A 13,709-nucleotide genomic window follows, 5' to 3' on the forward strand; every position below is an offset into this window, starting at 1 on the left:
AGCTGGCACCGGGCCTCCCGTCCGTCGTGTCGTGACGGGAGCCGCGTCAGGTCGCCTCGGTGTCGAAGGGGGCTGGCTCGCCCTCGGCGAGCGGCACCACCGGCGCCGTCGCACGCACCTTCGACGCGGTGACCTGCGCGGTCTCCACCGCGGCCGTGCTGCCGGCGGCGGTGCCCCCGGAGTCGAGCAGGGCGTCGCGGATGATGCGACGGGGGTCGTACTGCCGGGGGTCGAGCTTCTGCCAGTCGACGTCGTCGAACTCGGGGCCCATCTCCTCGCGCATGCGGTCCTTCGCGGTGTCCGCGAACCGGCGGATCGCCTTGACGAACTCGGCGAGCTTCTGCGCGTACATCGGCAGGCGCTGCGGCCCGAGCAGCAGCACCGCGATGATCCCGATGATCAGGATCTTGTTGAAGTCGATGGACACGGCAACGAGCGTAACCCGTCCCACTGCGCCGCACCCGTAGAGTTGTCTCCCGAACGGAGTGTGCGTGTCAGAGAAAGAGTCGAACTGGAAGTTCGCCGAGGACATCGTCTCGGAGCCCGAGGTGATCGCCCGAGCGCGAGAGCACTCCCTCGAACTCGGGGTCGAAGCCGTCTCCCCCGCGATCGGCGCCCAGATCGCCGTGGTCGCAGCGGCATCGCGCGCGACGAGCATGATCGAGATCGGCACCGGGCTCGGCGTCTCCGGGCTCTACCTGCTGCGCGGCGCGCCCGATGCGACCCTCACGACGATCGACGTCGAGGTCGACCACCAGCAGTACGCCCGTGACGCCTACGTCGCCGCCGGCACGGCGCCCTCGCGCGTCCGGCTCATCCCGGGTCGGGCGAACCAGGTGCTGCCCCGGATGAACGAGGCGTCGTACGACGTCGTCCTCGTCGACGCCGACCCCGAGCACGTGATCGAGTACGTGGAGCACGGACTCCGCCTCGCGCGCGTCGGGGGCACCGTGCTCGTGCCGCACGCGCTCTGGCGCGGTCGCGTCGCGGACCCGGTGCGTCGGGACCGCGCGACGACGGACTTCCGACTGCTGCTCACCGAGGTCTCGACCTCGGGCGCGGTGCGGAGTGCGCTCTCCCCCGCCGGGGACGGGCTGCTGCAGATGACGAAGGTCTCGGCCTGACCCGCCGGACGTCCTGACCCGACGGACGTCCTGGACCGACGGACATCCTGATCCGATGGACGTCCTGGATCGACGGACGTCGCGGCCCGGTCTGCCGGTTCCGTCGGCCACGACGCACACGAGAGGCCCGGAGCGTACGCGCTCCGGGCCTCTCGTCGTGGTGCGTCGACGGACTAGGCGGAGACGACCTCTGCCAGTGCGTCGTGGAGTTCCTTGGCCTCGGCGTCGTTGACCGAGACCACCAGGCGGCCTCCACCTTCGAGCGGAACCCGCACGATGATGAGTCGACCCTCCTTGACAGCCTCCATCGGCCCGTCACCGGTCCTCGGCTTCATCGCTGCCATCAGATGTCCCCTTTCGTGCAGAAGATGCAGGCCCATTATCCCGTACCGAGGGGGCAACTGCGAAACCGCCCAGGTTGGGGGTGTCGGAATGCGACGTTCTCGCGGCTCCGGGTGGTCACCTTGGCGTGTGCCGAACATCCGCTCCATGCTGCGTCCACAGGTCGATCCGGTCGTCGAGGCGGTGCCGAGGGGCATGCGCATCGCCGGAGCGTTCTCGTGGCGCTTCCTCGTGGTGGTGGCTGCCCTCGCCGTCGTCGTCGCCCTCGTGGTCCTGCTGCAGGACATCCTCGTGCCGTTCCTGGTCGGGCTGCTCGTCTGCGCACTGCTCGCCCCCTTCTCGGCGTTCCTGCAACGTCACCGGTGGCCGAAGTGGCTCGCCGTGCTCACGGCCTGCATCTCGGTCGTGGTCGTCCTCGGTGTCCTGGCGCTCGTCGTGACGGCGCAGATCCGCTACGACCTGCCGACGCTCGAGCGTCGACTGACGAGCAACGTGCAGACCTTCCAGACCCTGCTCGCGTCCGAGCCGTTCGGCATCACCTCGGCGCAGGTCACGAAGTACCTGGCGGAGGCGACGAAGTTCCTGCAGACCCACGTCGCGTCGATCCTGTCCGGGGCCGCCGAGGCGGGCAGCGGGCTGGTGCACGCGCTCGAGGGGCTGTTCATCGTGGTGTTCACGACGATCTTCGTGCTCATCGACGGCCGCCGGATCTGGTCGTGGGTGGTGCGGATCTTCCCGCGACGCTCGCGCGGACGCATCGACGCCGCGGGTCAGGCGGGGTGGAAGACCCTCACCAGCTTCATCCGCGTGCAGCTCGTCGTCGCGGTGACGGACGCACTCGGCATCGTCATCGGCGCGCTCGCGCTCGGCCTCCCGCTCGCCGTCCCGATCGGCGTGATCGTGTTCTTCGGCGCGTTCGTCCCGGTGGTCGGGGCGATCGTCGCCGGCATCGTCGCCGTGCTCATCGCGCTGGTCTTCAACGGACTGGTGCCGGCGCTGGTCATGCTCGCCGTGGTGGTGGTGGTCCAGCAGCTCGAGAGCCACGTGCTGCACCCGTTCCTGACCGGCTCGGCCGTCCGGGTGCACCCGCTCGGCGTCGTGCTCGGTGTGACCGCGGGCACCACGATCGCCGGCGTCGTCGGAGCCTTCTTCGCCGTGCCGTTCATCGCGACGGTGAACGCGATGGTGCACGCCGCGGCCGACTGGCGCCCGGGCGAGGACCCCTCGGCGACACCCGCCGCCGAGGACTCAGACGACCGCGAGGTCGATCACGGCGGCGTCCAGTCGTAGCCGTCGACCCACCAGCAGGTGTACAGCCAGACGAACTGCAGACCGAGACAGACCGCGACCACCAGCACCCGGTAGCCCGACGACCGCGGGAGGGCCACGATGCCGAGGAGCGGCGCGATCGGCAGCAGGATGCGCCAGGTGCTCGACTGCGGGAAGAACACGGCGAGCAGGTAGACGACGTAGGCCACGCCCCACAACCGCAGCTCGAGGCCGACGCGCCGCACAGCGGGGTGCGCGACGAACACCGCGAACCCGACGAGCGCCACGGCGAGCAGGATCGCCCCCGCCGGCTGCCCGAACCACCAGCCGGCGCCCTGGATCCACGGCGCGAACGGGACGAGTTCCCGCCACCCGATGTACGACGACCGCCAGGCGAGCTCGGTGTCGGTGTACGCCTTCGGGACCCCGGTCACCGCCCACGCGATCGCCGGCCATGCGAGTCCGACGAGCCCCGAGACCGCACCCACGACGAGTGGCGGCAGAGCGGTGCGCAGGGTCGGCCGCTCCACCTCGCGCACCCATGACGGCCGGATCGTCCAGGCGGCCAGGAACAGCACCACGAGGAACGCGAACGCGAGCCCGGTCGGTCGGGTCATCCCGAGCAGCAGCACGACCGGCAGCATCGTCCACCAGCGACGGTCGACCATCAGCAGCAGGGCGACCAGGAGCAGGAAGAGCCCCATCGCCTCGGCGTAGGCGACCTGGAACACGGCGGACACCGGCGCGACGCAGAACAGCACCGTGGCGAACGTCGCCCGGCCGTCGTCGAGGAAGCGGCCCATCAGCCGTCGGAACACCAGCGCAGCGCCCCACCCGGCGACCAGCGACACGGTGACCGCGACGGCCTCGAACGACGCCCCGGTCAGCACCATGAGCCCTCGGACGAGGAACGGGTACGCGGGCATGAACGCCCATGCGTTCTCGGTGACGTGGCCCGCGGCGTCCACCGGCAGGGTCGACGGGTACCCGTTCGACGCGATCACCCGGTACCAGGCGCCGTCCCAGATGGATGCGAAGGACAGGTACGACGGACGCGCGCCGGTGAACGAGTTGGCGGTCTGCACTCCGGCGAAGGCCAGGAGCATCGCCCCCGTCACGAGCCGCGCGACCACGTAGACGACGGTGACCCGGACCCACCAGGGCACGAGCCGGTAGCGCGCGCGCCAGCGGCCGGCGCCGTGGAGCCCCGCGACGGTGCGCGCGGGGCCGGTGGTCACGCCGTCAGCCACCGACGCAGGCCGTCCTCGACCGCGGTGATCTGGTCGACGGGGACCTGCTCGTCGTCGTGGTGGGCGAAGACCGGCTCGCCGGGACCGTAGTTGACCGCCGGGACCCCGAGCGCCGAGAAGCGGGCGACGTCGGTCCACCCGTACTTCGGGCGCGGGGCCGGGCCGCCGACCGCTGCGACGAACTGCTGCGCGAGCGGCGCGTCGAGCCCGGGGCGGGCGCCGGCGGCGAGGTCGACGATCTGCACGTCGTACCCGTCGAACAGCTCTCGGATGTGCGCGACCGCCTCGTCCGCGCTGCGCGAGGGCGCGAAGCGGTAGTTCACGTGCACCATGGCCTCGTCCGGGATGACGTTGCCGGCGATGCCCCCGGTGATGCCCACGGCGTTGAGCCCCTCGCGGTACTCGAGCCCGTCGACCGTCACGGTGCGCGGTTCGTACGCCGCGAGCGTCGCCAGGATCGGTGCGGTCTTGTGGATCGCGTTGTCGCCGATCCAGCTGCGTGCGCTGTGGGAGCGCTTGCCGGAGGTCCGGACCTCGGCGCGGAGGTTGCCGTTGCACCCACCCTCGATCTGGGCGCCCGACGGCTCGCCGAGGATCGCGAAGTCGCCCGCGAGCAGCTCGGGACGGGTCCGCGCCAGCCGACCGAGGCCGTTCAGGGAGTCGCTGACCTCCTCGTGGTCGTAGAACACCCACGTGACGTCGACGTTCGGCTCGGTCAGGTCGTGCGCGAGCTTCAGCTGCACGGCGCACCCGGCCTTCATGTCGACCGTGCCGCGACCCCAGAGGATCTCGGTGCCGTCGTCCGCGGTCCGGAACTCGGTCGGCAGGTTGCCGTTGAGCGGCACCGTGTCGATGTGCCCGGCGATCACGACCCGGCGCTCGCGACCGAGCTGCGTGCGTGCCACGATCGCATCGCCGTCGCGCACGACGTCGAGGTGGGGCAGCGACGACAGCGCCGCCTCGATCGCGTCGGCGAGGGGTCCTTCGTTCCCCGACACCGACTCGATGTCGCAGACGGCGCGCGTGATGTCGATGGACGAGGCGGTGAGGTCGAGCTGCTCCGGCATGCGGTCAGCGTACCGGCCGCTTCCCTCAGCGGACGGTGAGGCGACCACCGGTGGACGGTGCCGATCCGTCCACAGCACCTTTGCCTCCAGGCCGGCCTGGTCGCGTCACCGACGTTCTCCACAGACCGTCTCCCCGGACGGGTCGCCGACCGGCCCGCTCGCTACCCTGGGGGCGTGACCGACGCGACCGCTGCCACCGACCGACCCACGCACGCCTGGGGCCACGGCCTCGCGACGATCGCCGCCGACGGCACCGTCCTCGACACCTGGTACCCCGAGACGCACCTCGGTGCGCGTCCGGCCGACGCGGTGTTCCCGCCCGAGCTCGAGGCGCACGTCGGCGACGACCCCCGGCGCGAGGTCCGGATCGAGGCGGTGACGACCGAGATCGTCATCGACGACGCACCGACCAGCACGCCCGATGCGTACCTGCGGCTGCACCTGCTCAGCCACCTGCACGTCCGGCCGAACACCGTCTCGCTCGACGGCGTCTTCGGTCACCTGCCGATCGTCGCCTGGACCAACGCCGGCCCGGTGCACCCGGACGCCCTCGTCCGCCTTCGTCCGGTCCTGCAGCGTGCGGGCATCGCGGTGCACGCGGTCGACAAGTTCCCCCGCCTGCTCGACTACGTCGTGCCGGACCGGGTGCGCATCGGCGACGCCAACCGGGTGCGGCTGGGCGCACACCTGGCTCCCGGCACGACCGTCATGCACGAGGGCTTCGTGAACTTCAACGCCGGCACGCTCGGTGACGCCATGATCGAGGGTCGGGTGTCGCAGGGGGTCGTCGTCGGAGACGGCACCGACATCGGTGGGGGTGCGTCGATCATGGGGACCCTGTCCGGCGGCGGGACGCACCGGGTGTCGCTGGGCGAGCGGGCGCTCCTCGGGGCGAACGCCGGCCTCGGCATCTCGCTCGGGGACGACTCCGTGATCGAGGCCGGGCTCTACGTGACGGCCGGCACCAAGGTCGTCCTGGTGGGTGTCGCTCCGAACCCGGACGGCACGCCGCGCACCGTGAAGGCCGCAGAGCTGTCGGGCGTGCCGAACGTGCTGTTCCGGCGCAACTCGCTCTCCGGTGCGGTCGAGGCCCTGCAGCGCCAGGGCCAGGGCATCCAGCTCAACACGGCGCTGCACGCGTAGCGCGGCTCCCGACGAGAGACGGCATGGGGGCGACGATCGCGGGGCCGCACGGACCGGTGCCCGTCCGGCGGTACGGACGACCGGGCGGACCCACCCTGGTCTGGTTGCACGGGGGCGGGTTCTTCCGCGGTGGCCTCGACCAACCGGAGTCGCACGCCGTCGCCACCGCGCTGGCCGCCCACGGGCTCGCCGTCGTGACCGTCGACTACCGCCTCGCTCCGCTGCCCGGGCTGCCCTGGGTCGGACGCCGTGGAGCTCGGCCCCGGGCGCGGTGGCCCCACGCGCGCGACGACGTGCTCGCGGTGGTCCGACACACGAGGGCGCACACCGACGGGCCGCTGCTGCTCGGTGGGGCGAGCGCGGGGGTGTGCCTCGCGTCCGCCGCGACGCTCGGCCTGCTCGATGCCGGCGACCCACCGGAGGGCGTCGTCCTCGCGTACGGCTTCCACCACGCCCGACTCCCCCGCGACCGCGCCGTGCAGCGCACCGTCCGCGGACACCGCCGTGTGACGCACGCCCCGTGGGCCCTCGACGTCGCGAACCGGAACGCGGTGCCCCGGACGGCACTCGGGCAGCGGACGGCGTTCGCCGGCGGACAGGACCTGACCGGCTTCCCGCCCGCCTTCGTCGTCGACGCCGCGTCCGACGCGATGCGGGCGTCGGGCGAGCGGTTCGCTGCCGAGCTCGTCTCGGCGGGCACGTCGGTGGAGCGACACGTCCTGCCCGATCGGCACGCCTTCCTGAACCGACCGGGCACGCCCGCGTTCCGTGCGGCCGTCGACCTGCTCGGGACCTGGGCGACGGGCCGGTTCCCGTCGGCGGTGCGCCGCGCCTGCTGAACGCCGCTCCTGAGCGCGGCGCCTGACCGCCGCTCCCGAGCGCCGCGAGGAGTTCGCCGCGAGCCGGGTGACGCCGCCGGGGACCGACGGACCCCGGGCGCACCCACGGAACCGGGCGCACCCAGCAGAACCGGGCGCGCCCAGCAGAACCGGGCGCACCCAGCAGAACCGGGCGTACCTGATCCGCAGGATCGACCAGGTACGCCCGGTTCCGCTTGCCATGGCACGCGTGTTGGGAAGGAACGGGTGCGCCGGACGGGAGGCGCGGTGCCAGCCCACACCGCGCCTCCCGTCCGGCGCGTTCGCAGTTGCGCTCAGGTCACCGAGCGGGCAGGACACGCCGCGCGTCTCCTGCCGAGCGGGCAGGAACCGTCGCCGGACGACGCCGAGCGTGACAGGAATGGCCCGCTCGCGGGCCCCGCCCGTCGAGCGTGACGGAAGAGGCCCGCTCGCGGGGCGCGAGCGGGCCTCTCGGACCGTGTCGAGTGGACCGGGGCCGGACGTCAGCGAGCGGGCAGGTCCCGCTCCGGGTGCCCCACGTAGAGCTGCTGCGGGCGGCCGATCTTGTTGAGCGGGTCGTTGTTGAGCTCACGCCACTGGGCGATCCACCCCGGCAGACGCCCGATGGCGAACAACACCGTGAACATGCGCGGCGGGAAGCCCATCGCCCGGTAGATGATGCCCGTGTAGAAGTCGACGTTCGGGTAGAGCTTGCGGCTGACGAAGTACTCGTCCTCGAGCGCGATCTGCTCGAGCTCCATCGCGATGTCGAGCAGGTCGTCCTGCACCCCGAGCGACTGCAGCACCTCGTGCGCGGACTCCTTCACGAGCTTCGCGCGCGGGTCGTAGTTCTTGTAGACGCGGTGCCCGAAGCCCATGAGCTTCACCCCGCGCTCCTTGTTCTTCACCCGCTCGACGAAGCGCGACACCGGCTCGCCGGAGTCCTTGATCTGCTGCAGCATCTCGAGCACGGCCTCGTTCGCGCCACCGTGCAGCGGCCCGTACAGCGCGTTGATGCCGGCGGAGATCGACGCGAACATGTTCGCCTTCGTCGAGCCGACCAGGCGCACGGTCGAGGTGGAGGCGTTCTGCTCGTGGTCCTCGTGCAGGATGAGGAGCCGCTCGAGCGCCTTCGACAGCACCGGGTTCGGTTCGTAGGGCTCGGCCATGGTGCCGAAGTTCAGCCGGAGGAAGTTGTCGACGAACGACAGCTTGTTGTCCGGGTAGAGGAACGCCTGCCCGATCGCCTTCTTGTGCGCGTAGGCGGCGATGACCGGGAGCTTCGCGAGGAGCCGGACGGTCTGCAGCTCGACCTTCTCGGGGTCGTCGACGTCCATGTCGTCCTCGTAGTACGTGGACAGTGCGCTCACGGCGCTCGACAGCACCGACATCGGGTGCGCCGAGTGCGGCAGTGCGTCGAAGAGGCGGCGGAGGTCCTCGTGCAGCAGCGTGTGCCGACGGATGCGGGCGTCGAAGTCGTCGAGCTCGTCCTTCGTGGGGAGCTCGCCGTAGATGAGGAGCCACGCGACCTCGAGGTACGTGCACCCCGATGCGACCTGGTCGATCGGGTACCCGCGGTAGCGCAGGATCCCCTGGTCGCCGTCGATGTACGTGATGGCGCTCTTGGTCGCGCCGGTGTTGACGAAGCCGTAGTCGAGCGTGTTCAGCCCGGTCTGCTTCTTCAGCGAGGAGATGTCGATGGCGGACGCGCCGTCGACGCTCGGCAGGATCGGGAACTCCGCCGTGCCACCCGGGAACGTCAGTGTCGCCGTCTCCGTCGACTCCGCGGCGGCGGGGCTCACGGGGACGGGCGTGGTGGGCGGTGTGGCCGTCTTCTGAGCGTCGTTGGCAGTGTCAGTCACGACGACAGCCTAACTGCGCCGACTGTCGGTCGTGCACCACCGGAAGGCGGAGATCTGGTGGATTCCACGGATTGTGCGGGGAGCGCACAGCGGTCCCAACCCTCGTCACGACCGGGAGGCGCGGCCCACCTCGATCAGGACGCGGCCAGTCTCCGGGTGCTCGCCAGCCGCTGCGCCGCGGCCGCGATCCGGTCGTCGGTCGCGGTGAGCGCCACCCGGACGTGCTCCGCCCCGGCGGGCCCGTAGAAGGTGCCTGGTGCGACGAGGATGCCCCGTTCCGCCAGCCAGCCGACCGTGTCGAGCGCGGGCTCGCCGCGGGTCGCCCAGAGGTAGAGCCCGGCCTCGCTGTTGTCGATCCGGAAGCCCGCTCCTTCGAGTGCCCGTCGGAGCATGTTCCGTCGGGCCCGGTAGCGGGCCTTCTGCTGCTGCACGTGCCTGTCGTCGGCGAGGGCCACGATCATCGCGTCCTGGACCGGCAGCGGCGGCATCATGCCGGTGTGCTTCCGGACCGCCAGCACGTCGGCCAGGATCGCGGCGTCCCCCGCGACGAAGGCAGCACGGTACCCGGCGAGGTTCGACTGCTTCGACAGCGAGTACACGCTGAGCACGCCGTCCACCCGATCGCCCACGACCTGCGGGTCGAGGATCGAGGGTGTCGGCGACGCGTCGTACGGCGGCTCCCACCCGAGCTCGGCGTAGCACTCGTCGCCGACGATCACGGCGCCGAGCTCCCGCGCCCGTGCGACCGCGGCGCGCAGCTGTTCGACGGACAGCACGCGACCGTCCGGGTTGCCGGGCGAGTTCAGCCACACGAGCTTCGTGCTCTCCGGCCATGCGGCGGGGTCGTCCGAGGCGAGCGCGTCAGCGCGCACGAGCGCGGCTCCGAGCTCGTAGGTCGGGTACGCGGCCTCCGGGAGCACGACGGTGTCCCCCGGGCCGATCCCGAGCCAGAGCGCGAGCCCGGCGATGAACTCCTTCGAGCCGATGGTCGGGAGCACCTGCTCGGGCGTCAGCGTGATGCCCTGCCGACGGCCGTACCAGTCGGCGATCGCCTCGCGCAGCGCGGGCGTGCCGGCGACCTGCGGGTAGGCGTGCGCGTCGGTGGCACCCGCCAGGGCCCGTCGGACGACCTCGGGGGTCGGGTCGACGGGCGAACCGACGCTGAGGTCGACGATGCCGCCCTCGTACGCCGCTGCGCGCTGCTTGAACGGGACGAGCTGGTCCCAGGGGAAGTCGGGGAGGTCGAGCGCCACGGAGCGGTCCGGGGTCAGCCGCGCGGGGGCTGGGCCGTGATGACGGGGTGGTCCTTGTGGATCACACCGACCTTGGCGGCACCGCCGGGCGAACCGACCTCGTCGAAGAACTCGACGTTGGCCTTGTAGTAGTCGGCCCACTCGTCCGGCAGGTCGTCCTCGTAGTAGATCGCCTCGACCGGGCAGACCGGCTCGCACGCACCACAGTCGACGCACTCGTCGGGGTGGATGTACAGCGACCGGTCACCCTCGTAGATGCAGTCGACCGGGCATTCGTCGATGCAGGCGCGGTCCTTGACGTCGACACAGGGCTGGGCGATCACGTAGGTCACGGTGCGGGTGCTCCCTTCGGACTGAGCGTGGTCGAGTCTACTCGCGGCGCCCGGGAGCCCCGGACCGCGCGGTGTCCGTGGACGATGCGGCAGCCGTCCCGGCCCCGGCTCCGGCTCCGGACGCCGACGCCGCCGCGGCGCGGGCTCGCAGCCCCGACAGGTCGGGCCAGGCGAGGGCGAACGCCGCGATCGCCGCCGGCGCGAAGGTCCAGACGTAGCCGGCGAGGTTCGCGAGCACCAGCGGGGACGACTGCCCGCCGACGCTCACGAGCACCTGCGTCGCGACGATGATCCCGATGCCGGCCGCTGCGACCATCGCCCGCGAGCGGTACAGGAGGCGCAGTCCCACCACGAGTCCGAGCACGATGAGCGTCGTCAGGACCATGCCGACCGGGAAGCCCGCGAGCCGCTGCTGGTGCGTGACGGTCCCGAGTGCTCCGACGACGAGCCCGGCGACCGCCGCGACGACGACCGCCGTCACCTTCCCCTGAGGGGTGAGCTCGGCGAAGGTCTCGGGAGCGTGGGGCACCGGGTCGGCGTCGTGCCGGAACGCCTCGACCGCGGGGGCCTCCTGCCGGACGCCGTGGGGCATCACCCAGGTCAGGCGCTGCGGATCCGTCGGGTCCACGGGGTCGATGGCGACCTGCGACCGGTACTGCTCGACGGCGGCGCGGACCTTCGCCCGGACGGGGACGACGTCGACGGTCAGGTCGACCTCGTCCGACGTCGGGTCGACGATCATCGAGAAGGGGACCTCCTCTGCCCGGGCCGCGTACCGGGCAGCGTGGTGCACCCGCACGTGGTCCGGGTGGCCGTACCCGCCGTCGTCGGCGTAGCTGACCACCGCGTCGGCGCCGGTGGAGCGGATCGCCGCGCGCACGTCGTCGACGACCTCGCCCAGGTCCGCCGCGGTGAGCGAGTCGGCCGGGGCGTCGTCGGCGGCCGTCGCGCGTCCGTCCGGTCCCCACTGCATGCCGGAGTCGCTGTACCGCCGCTCGGGCAGGTCGGTGGGACGTGCTCCCCGGCCGCCGAGCCACAGGTGTGCCGGACCGCCGAGCGCGGCCAGCGCGGCGGCGATCTCGGTCTCGCGGTGTGCCGCGACACGGGGGCCGTCACCGAAGAGCGGCGCCAGGGCCTCGGTGAGCATCTCGCCGCGCTCGCCCCGCGTGGCGGTGAGCACCGTCACCTCGGCGCCGAGCTCGAGCAGGGTGGCGATGGTGCCGCCGGACGACAGGGTCTCGTCGTCGGGATGGGCGTGCACGAACAGGACGCGCTCGGGACGCGGTGCGGGAGCCTTGGACATCGCGTCCCAGGGTACTTCGCTAGCGGGGCGTGACGATGTACGTCGCGGTGACGCCGTCCGACGACTCGGACACCGTCAGCACCACGCGGTACGCGTCGCTGCGGAACATCCCGAACGCGCTCGACGTGTCCGCACGCTTCGCGGACTCGGTGTACCCGGCGGCAGCGAGCTGCTCGGCGGCCGCCGCGAAGTCGTCGACCGAGGCCACGCGGACCTGCACCACCCAGCCGGAACCGTTCGGCCCGGCCCCACCGCCGAGCACGGTGCCGTCGACGAGCGGGACGTCGGGGGTCGGGAAGCCGTCCGGCACCCTGCCGTCGCTCGTCACGCCCGTGCCCGACAGTGCCGCGTCGAGGGCGCCGTCGATGCCGCCCGCGACCGAGGCCATGCCGTCCTGCACGGCCTTGCCGTCGATGCCCTGCACGGTCTCGCTGACGTTCGAGGCGACCGACGAGCCGAGGTCGGTCGCCTGGCGCACCGCGTCGGCGGAGCAGCCGGTCAGGCCCGCGAGGGCGATCCCCGCGGTCACGGCGGCGATGAGGGTCCGGGTCGTGCGCATGCGGACACCCTAGGTGGACTGCCGGGAGGCGCGGCGTGCGTTCCCTGGGAAGTCTCCCGTCCGCCGCGCCGCCGGTCAGGACAGGTAGGTGCGGGCGGCTGCCGTCAGGGCGTCGACGCCGACCGGGATCGCCGTCTCGGCCTGCGGCGCGTAGAACGGCGAGTGGTTGCTCGGGATCTCCTCGCCGCGGCGGAACAGCTCCGGGTCGGTGATGCCGGTGAACCAGTACACGAGCGGCACCCCCGCCGCGGTGGCGAGCTGGCCGACGTCCTCCGACGCCATCGCCAGCCCGATCTCCAGGTCGCGCGCACCGGGCACGACGGGACGGATCGCCTCGAGCACGCGCTTCGCCGCCTCGGGGTCGTTCACGGTCACCTCGGCACCCGGGGCACGCTCGATGGTCGGCGCGGCGAGGCCGCCCGCCTCGCTCTCGGCCCGCACGATGCGCTCGATCGAGGCGATGATCCGCTCGCGGGTCTCCTCGTTCCGAGCGCGCGTCGAGATCTCGATGACGGCCTGGTCCGGGATGATGTTCGGCCGGGTCCCGGCGTGGAAGGCGCCGACGGTGACGACGCCGGCGTCGGACGGCGAGACCTCGCGGGAGACGACCGTCTGCAGCCGCACGACGGCGCTCGCGGCGGTGACGATCGGGTCGAGCGAGGCCTGCGGCGCCGAACCGTGCGCGCCGCGGCCGTTGAACGTGACCGTCAGCCGGTCGCTCGACGCCATGACCGGTCCGCTGCCGACCGCGACGATCCCGACCGGCGCGGGGGCGGAGTGCTGCCCCAGCACGACCTCCGGCTGCGGGAAGCGCTCGACCAGGCCGTCCTCGATCATCGCGCGGGCACCGGAGATCACCTCTTCTGCGGGCTGGAAGACGGCGACCACCGTGCCGTGCCACGCGTCACGGGTGTCGACGAGGCGCTCGAGGGTCCCGAGCAGCCACGTGACGTGGATGTCGTGTCCGCAGGCGTGCATCGTCGGGACCTCGACGCCCTCGTCGTCGCGGCCGGTGTGCGTGCTCGCGTAGGACAGCCCCGTGCGCTCCTGCACGGGCAGGCCGTCGATGTCGGCGCGGAGCCACACGACCGGCCCGTCGCCGTTCGCCAGGACGCCCACGACGCCCGTGCCGCCGACGCCCGTGGTGACCTCGATCCCACCGATCTCGGCCAGTCGGTCGGCGATCACACCGGCGGTGCGGTGCTCCCGGAAGCCGAGCTCCGGGTGGGCGTGCAGGTCCTGGTACAGGGAGAGGAGATCGAGGGTCACCCGTCCACCGTAACCCTGGAGCCGGAGGGCGCGGACGCCGACGGCCCGGCCACCTCGACGAGGTGACCGGGCCGTCGGACGGAGGCGGTGCCTCCAG

The 13,709-nt window shown here is 72.2% G+C and carries 14 protein-coding genes; 4 read left to right on the plus strand and 10 right to left on the minus strand.

Going from position 1 to position 13,709, the window contains the following annotated elements:
• Positions 1 to 46: 46 nt before the first annotated feature.
• Positions 47 to 427 (minus strand): twin-arginine translocase TatA/TatE family subunit, encoded by a 381-nt coding sequence (locus ACIP6W_RS01375; RefSeq protein WP_066652853.1) that lies wholly within the window; start codon positions 425 to 427, stop codon positions 47 to 49.
• Between the two features lie 64 nt (positions 428 to 491).
• On the opposite strand from ACIP6W_RS01375, the gene ACIP6W_RS01380 reads away from it, so the two are divergent.
• Entirely contained in the window at positions 492 to 1,124 is a 633-nt protein-coding gene (locus tag ACIP6W_RS01380) for an O-methyltransferase (protein WP_066652851.1), read from the plus strand.
• A gap of 173 nt (positions 1,125 to 1,297) precedes the next feature.
• Here ACIP6W_RS01380 and ACIP6W_RS01385 read toward each other — a convergent pair whose 3' ends face one another.
• A complete protein-coding gene (locus ACIP6W_RS01385; RefSeq protein WP_017887054.1) occupies positions 1,298 to 1,468 on the minus strand; it encodes a DUF3117 domain-containing protein in 171 nt (56 codons plus the stop codon).
• A 145-nt stretch (positions 1,469 to 1,613) separates the two neighbouring features.
• On the opposite strand from ACIP6W_RS01385, the gene ACIP6W_RS01390 reads away from it, so the two are divergent.
• Complete coding sequence (locus tag ACIP6W_RS01390; protein WP_158407733.1) at positions 1,614 to 2,756, plus strand: AI-2E family transporter; 1,143 nt, start codon at positions 1,614 to 1,616, stop codon at positions 2,754 to 2,756.
• Here the strand turns inward: ACIP6W_RS01390 and ACIP6W_RS01395 are convergent.
• Together ACIP6W_RS01395 and dapE are read right to left on the minus strand one after the other, a co-directional pair.
• Positions 2,735 to 3,973, minus strand: coding sequence for a hypothetical protein (locus ACIP6W_RS01395; RefSeq protein WP_271826003.1), 1,239 nt, complete (start codon positions 3,971 to 3,973; stop codon positions 2,735 to 2,737). The genes ACIP6W_RS01390 and ACIP6W_RS01395 overlap by 22 nt on opposite strands.
• Positions 3,970 to 5,052: a succinyl-diaminopimelate desuccinylase gene (gene dapE, locus ACIP6W_RS01400; RefSeq protein ID WP_326495709.1), complete on the minus strand. Its 1,083-nt coding sequence runs from the start codon at positions 5,050 to 5,052 to the stop codon at positions 3,970 to 3,972. Before dapE ends, ACIP6W_RS01395 begins: the two co-directional genes overlap by 4 nt.
• A gap of 174 nt (positions 5,053 to 5,226) precedes the next feature.
• Here dapE and dapD point away from each other — a divergent pair, with 174 nt between their 5' ends.
• Both dapD and ACIP6W_RS01410 read left to right on the plus strand, forming a co-directional pair.
• Positions 5,227 to 6,195 carry a 2,3,4,5-tetrahydropyridine-2,6-dicarboxylate N-succinyltransferase gene (gene dapD, locus ACIP6W_RS01405; protein WP_209683644.1) on the plus strand — a complete coding sequence of 323 codons (969 nt, stop codon included), beginning with the start codon at positions 5,227 to 5,229 and terminating at the stop codon, positions 6,193 to 6,195.
• Positions 6,196 to 6,218: 23 nt separating this feature from the next.
• Positions 6,219 to 7,034 (plus strand): alpha/beta hydrolase, encoded by an 816-nt coding sequence (locus ACIP6W_RS01410; protein ID WP_400427785.1) that lies wholly within the window; start codon positions 6,219 to 6,221, stop codon positions 7,032 to 7,034.
• Positions 7,035 to 7,537: 503 nt separating this feature from the next.
• Here ACIP6W_RS01410 and ACIP6W_RS01415 read toward each other — a convergent pair.
• From ACIP6W_RS01415 to ACIP6W_RS01440, 6 genes are all read right to left on the minus strand, one after another.
• Positions 7,538 to 8,836, minus strand: a complete 1,299-nt coding sequence (locus ACIP6W_RS01415) for a citrate synthase (RefSeq protein ID WP_081984701.1) — start codon at positions 8,834 to 8,836, stop codon at positions 7,538 to 7,540.
• Between the two features lie 194 nt (positions 8,837 to 9,030).
• Positions 9,031 to 10,149 carry a succinyldiaminopimelate transaminase gene (dapC, locus tag ACIP6W_RS01420; RefSeq protein WP_400427787.1) on the minus strand — a complete coding sequence of 373 codons (1,119 nt, stop codon included), beginning with the start codon at positions 10,147 to 10,149 and terminating at the stop codon, positions 9,031 to 9,033.
• A gap of 14 nt (positions 10,150 to 10,163) precedes the next feature.
• On the minus strand, positions 10,164 to 10,481 hold the full coding sequence (gene fdxA, locus ACIP6W_RS01425) for a ferredoxin (protein ID WP_066652836.1): 318 nt from the start codon (positions 10,479 to 10,481) through the stop codon (positions 10,164 to 10,166).
• Between the two features lie 37 nt (positions 10,482 to 10,518).
• Positions 10,519 to 11,784, minus strand: a complete 1,266-nt coding sequence (locus ACIP6W_RS01430) for a PIG-L family deacetylase (RefSeq protein ID WP_251159879.1) — start codon at positions 11,782 to 11,784, stop codon at positions 10,519 to 10,521.
• Positions 11,785 to 11,803: 19 nt separating this feature from the next.
• Complete coding sequence (locus ACIP6W_RS01435) at positions 11,804 to 12,343, minus strand: hypothetical protein (protein WP_066652830.1); 540 nt, start codon at positions 12,341 to 12,343, stop codon at positions 11,804 to 11,806.
• Positions 12,344 to 12,418: 75 nt separating this feature from the next.
• Positions 12,419 to 13,612, minus strand: coding sequence for an amidohydrolase (locus ACIP6W_RS01440; protein WP_400427789.1), 1,194 nt, complete (start codon positions 13,610 to 13,612; stop codon positions 12,419 to 12,421).
• Between the last annotated feature and the right edge of the window lie 97 nt (positions 13,613 to 13,709).

It is taken from the genome of Curtobacterium sp. NPDC088465 (assembly GCF_044753165.1).
GTDB lineage: Bacteria > Actinomycetota > Actinomycetes > Actinomycetales > Microbacteriaceae > Curtobacterium.

Bases quoted from the DNA above. Each gene is read 5' to 3' on its own strand.
- ACIP6W_RS01385 (WP_017887054.1), bottom strand. From the start codon at position 1,468: ATGGCAGCGATGAAGCCGAGGACCGGTGACGGGCCGATGGAGGCTGTC.
- dapE (WP_326495709.1), bottom strand. From the start codon at position 5,052: ATGCCGGAGCAGCTCGACCTCACCGCCTCGTCCATCGACATCACGCGC.
- ACIP6W_RS01410 (WP_400427785.1), top strand. From the start codon at position 6,219: ATGGGGGCGACGATCGCGGGGCCGCACGGACCGGTGCCCGTCCGGCGG.
- ACIP6W_RS01390 (WP_158407733.1), top strand. From the start codon at position 1,614: ATGCTGCGTCCACAGGTCGATCCGGTCGTCGAGGCGGTGCCGAGGGGC.
- ACIP6W_RS01430 (WP_251159879.1), bottom strand. From the start codon at position 11,784: ATGTCCAAGGCTCCCGCACCGCGTCCCGAGCGCGTCCTGTTCGTGCAC.
- ACIP6W_RS01435 (WP_066652830.1), bottom strand. From the start codon at position 12,343: ATGCGCACGACCCGGACCCTCATCGCCGCCGTGACCGCGGGGATCGCC.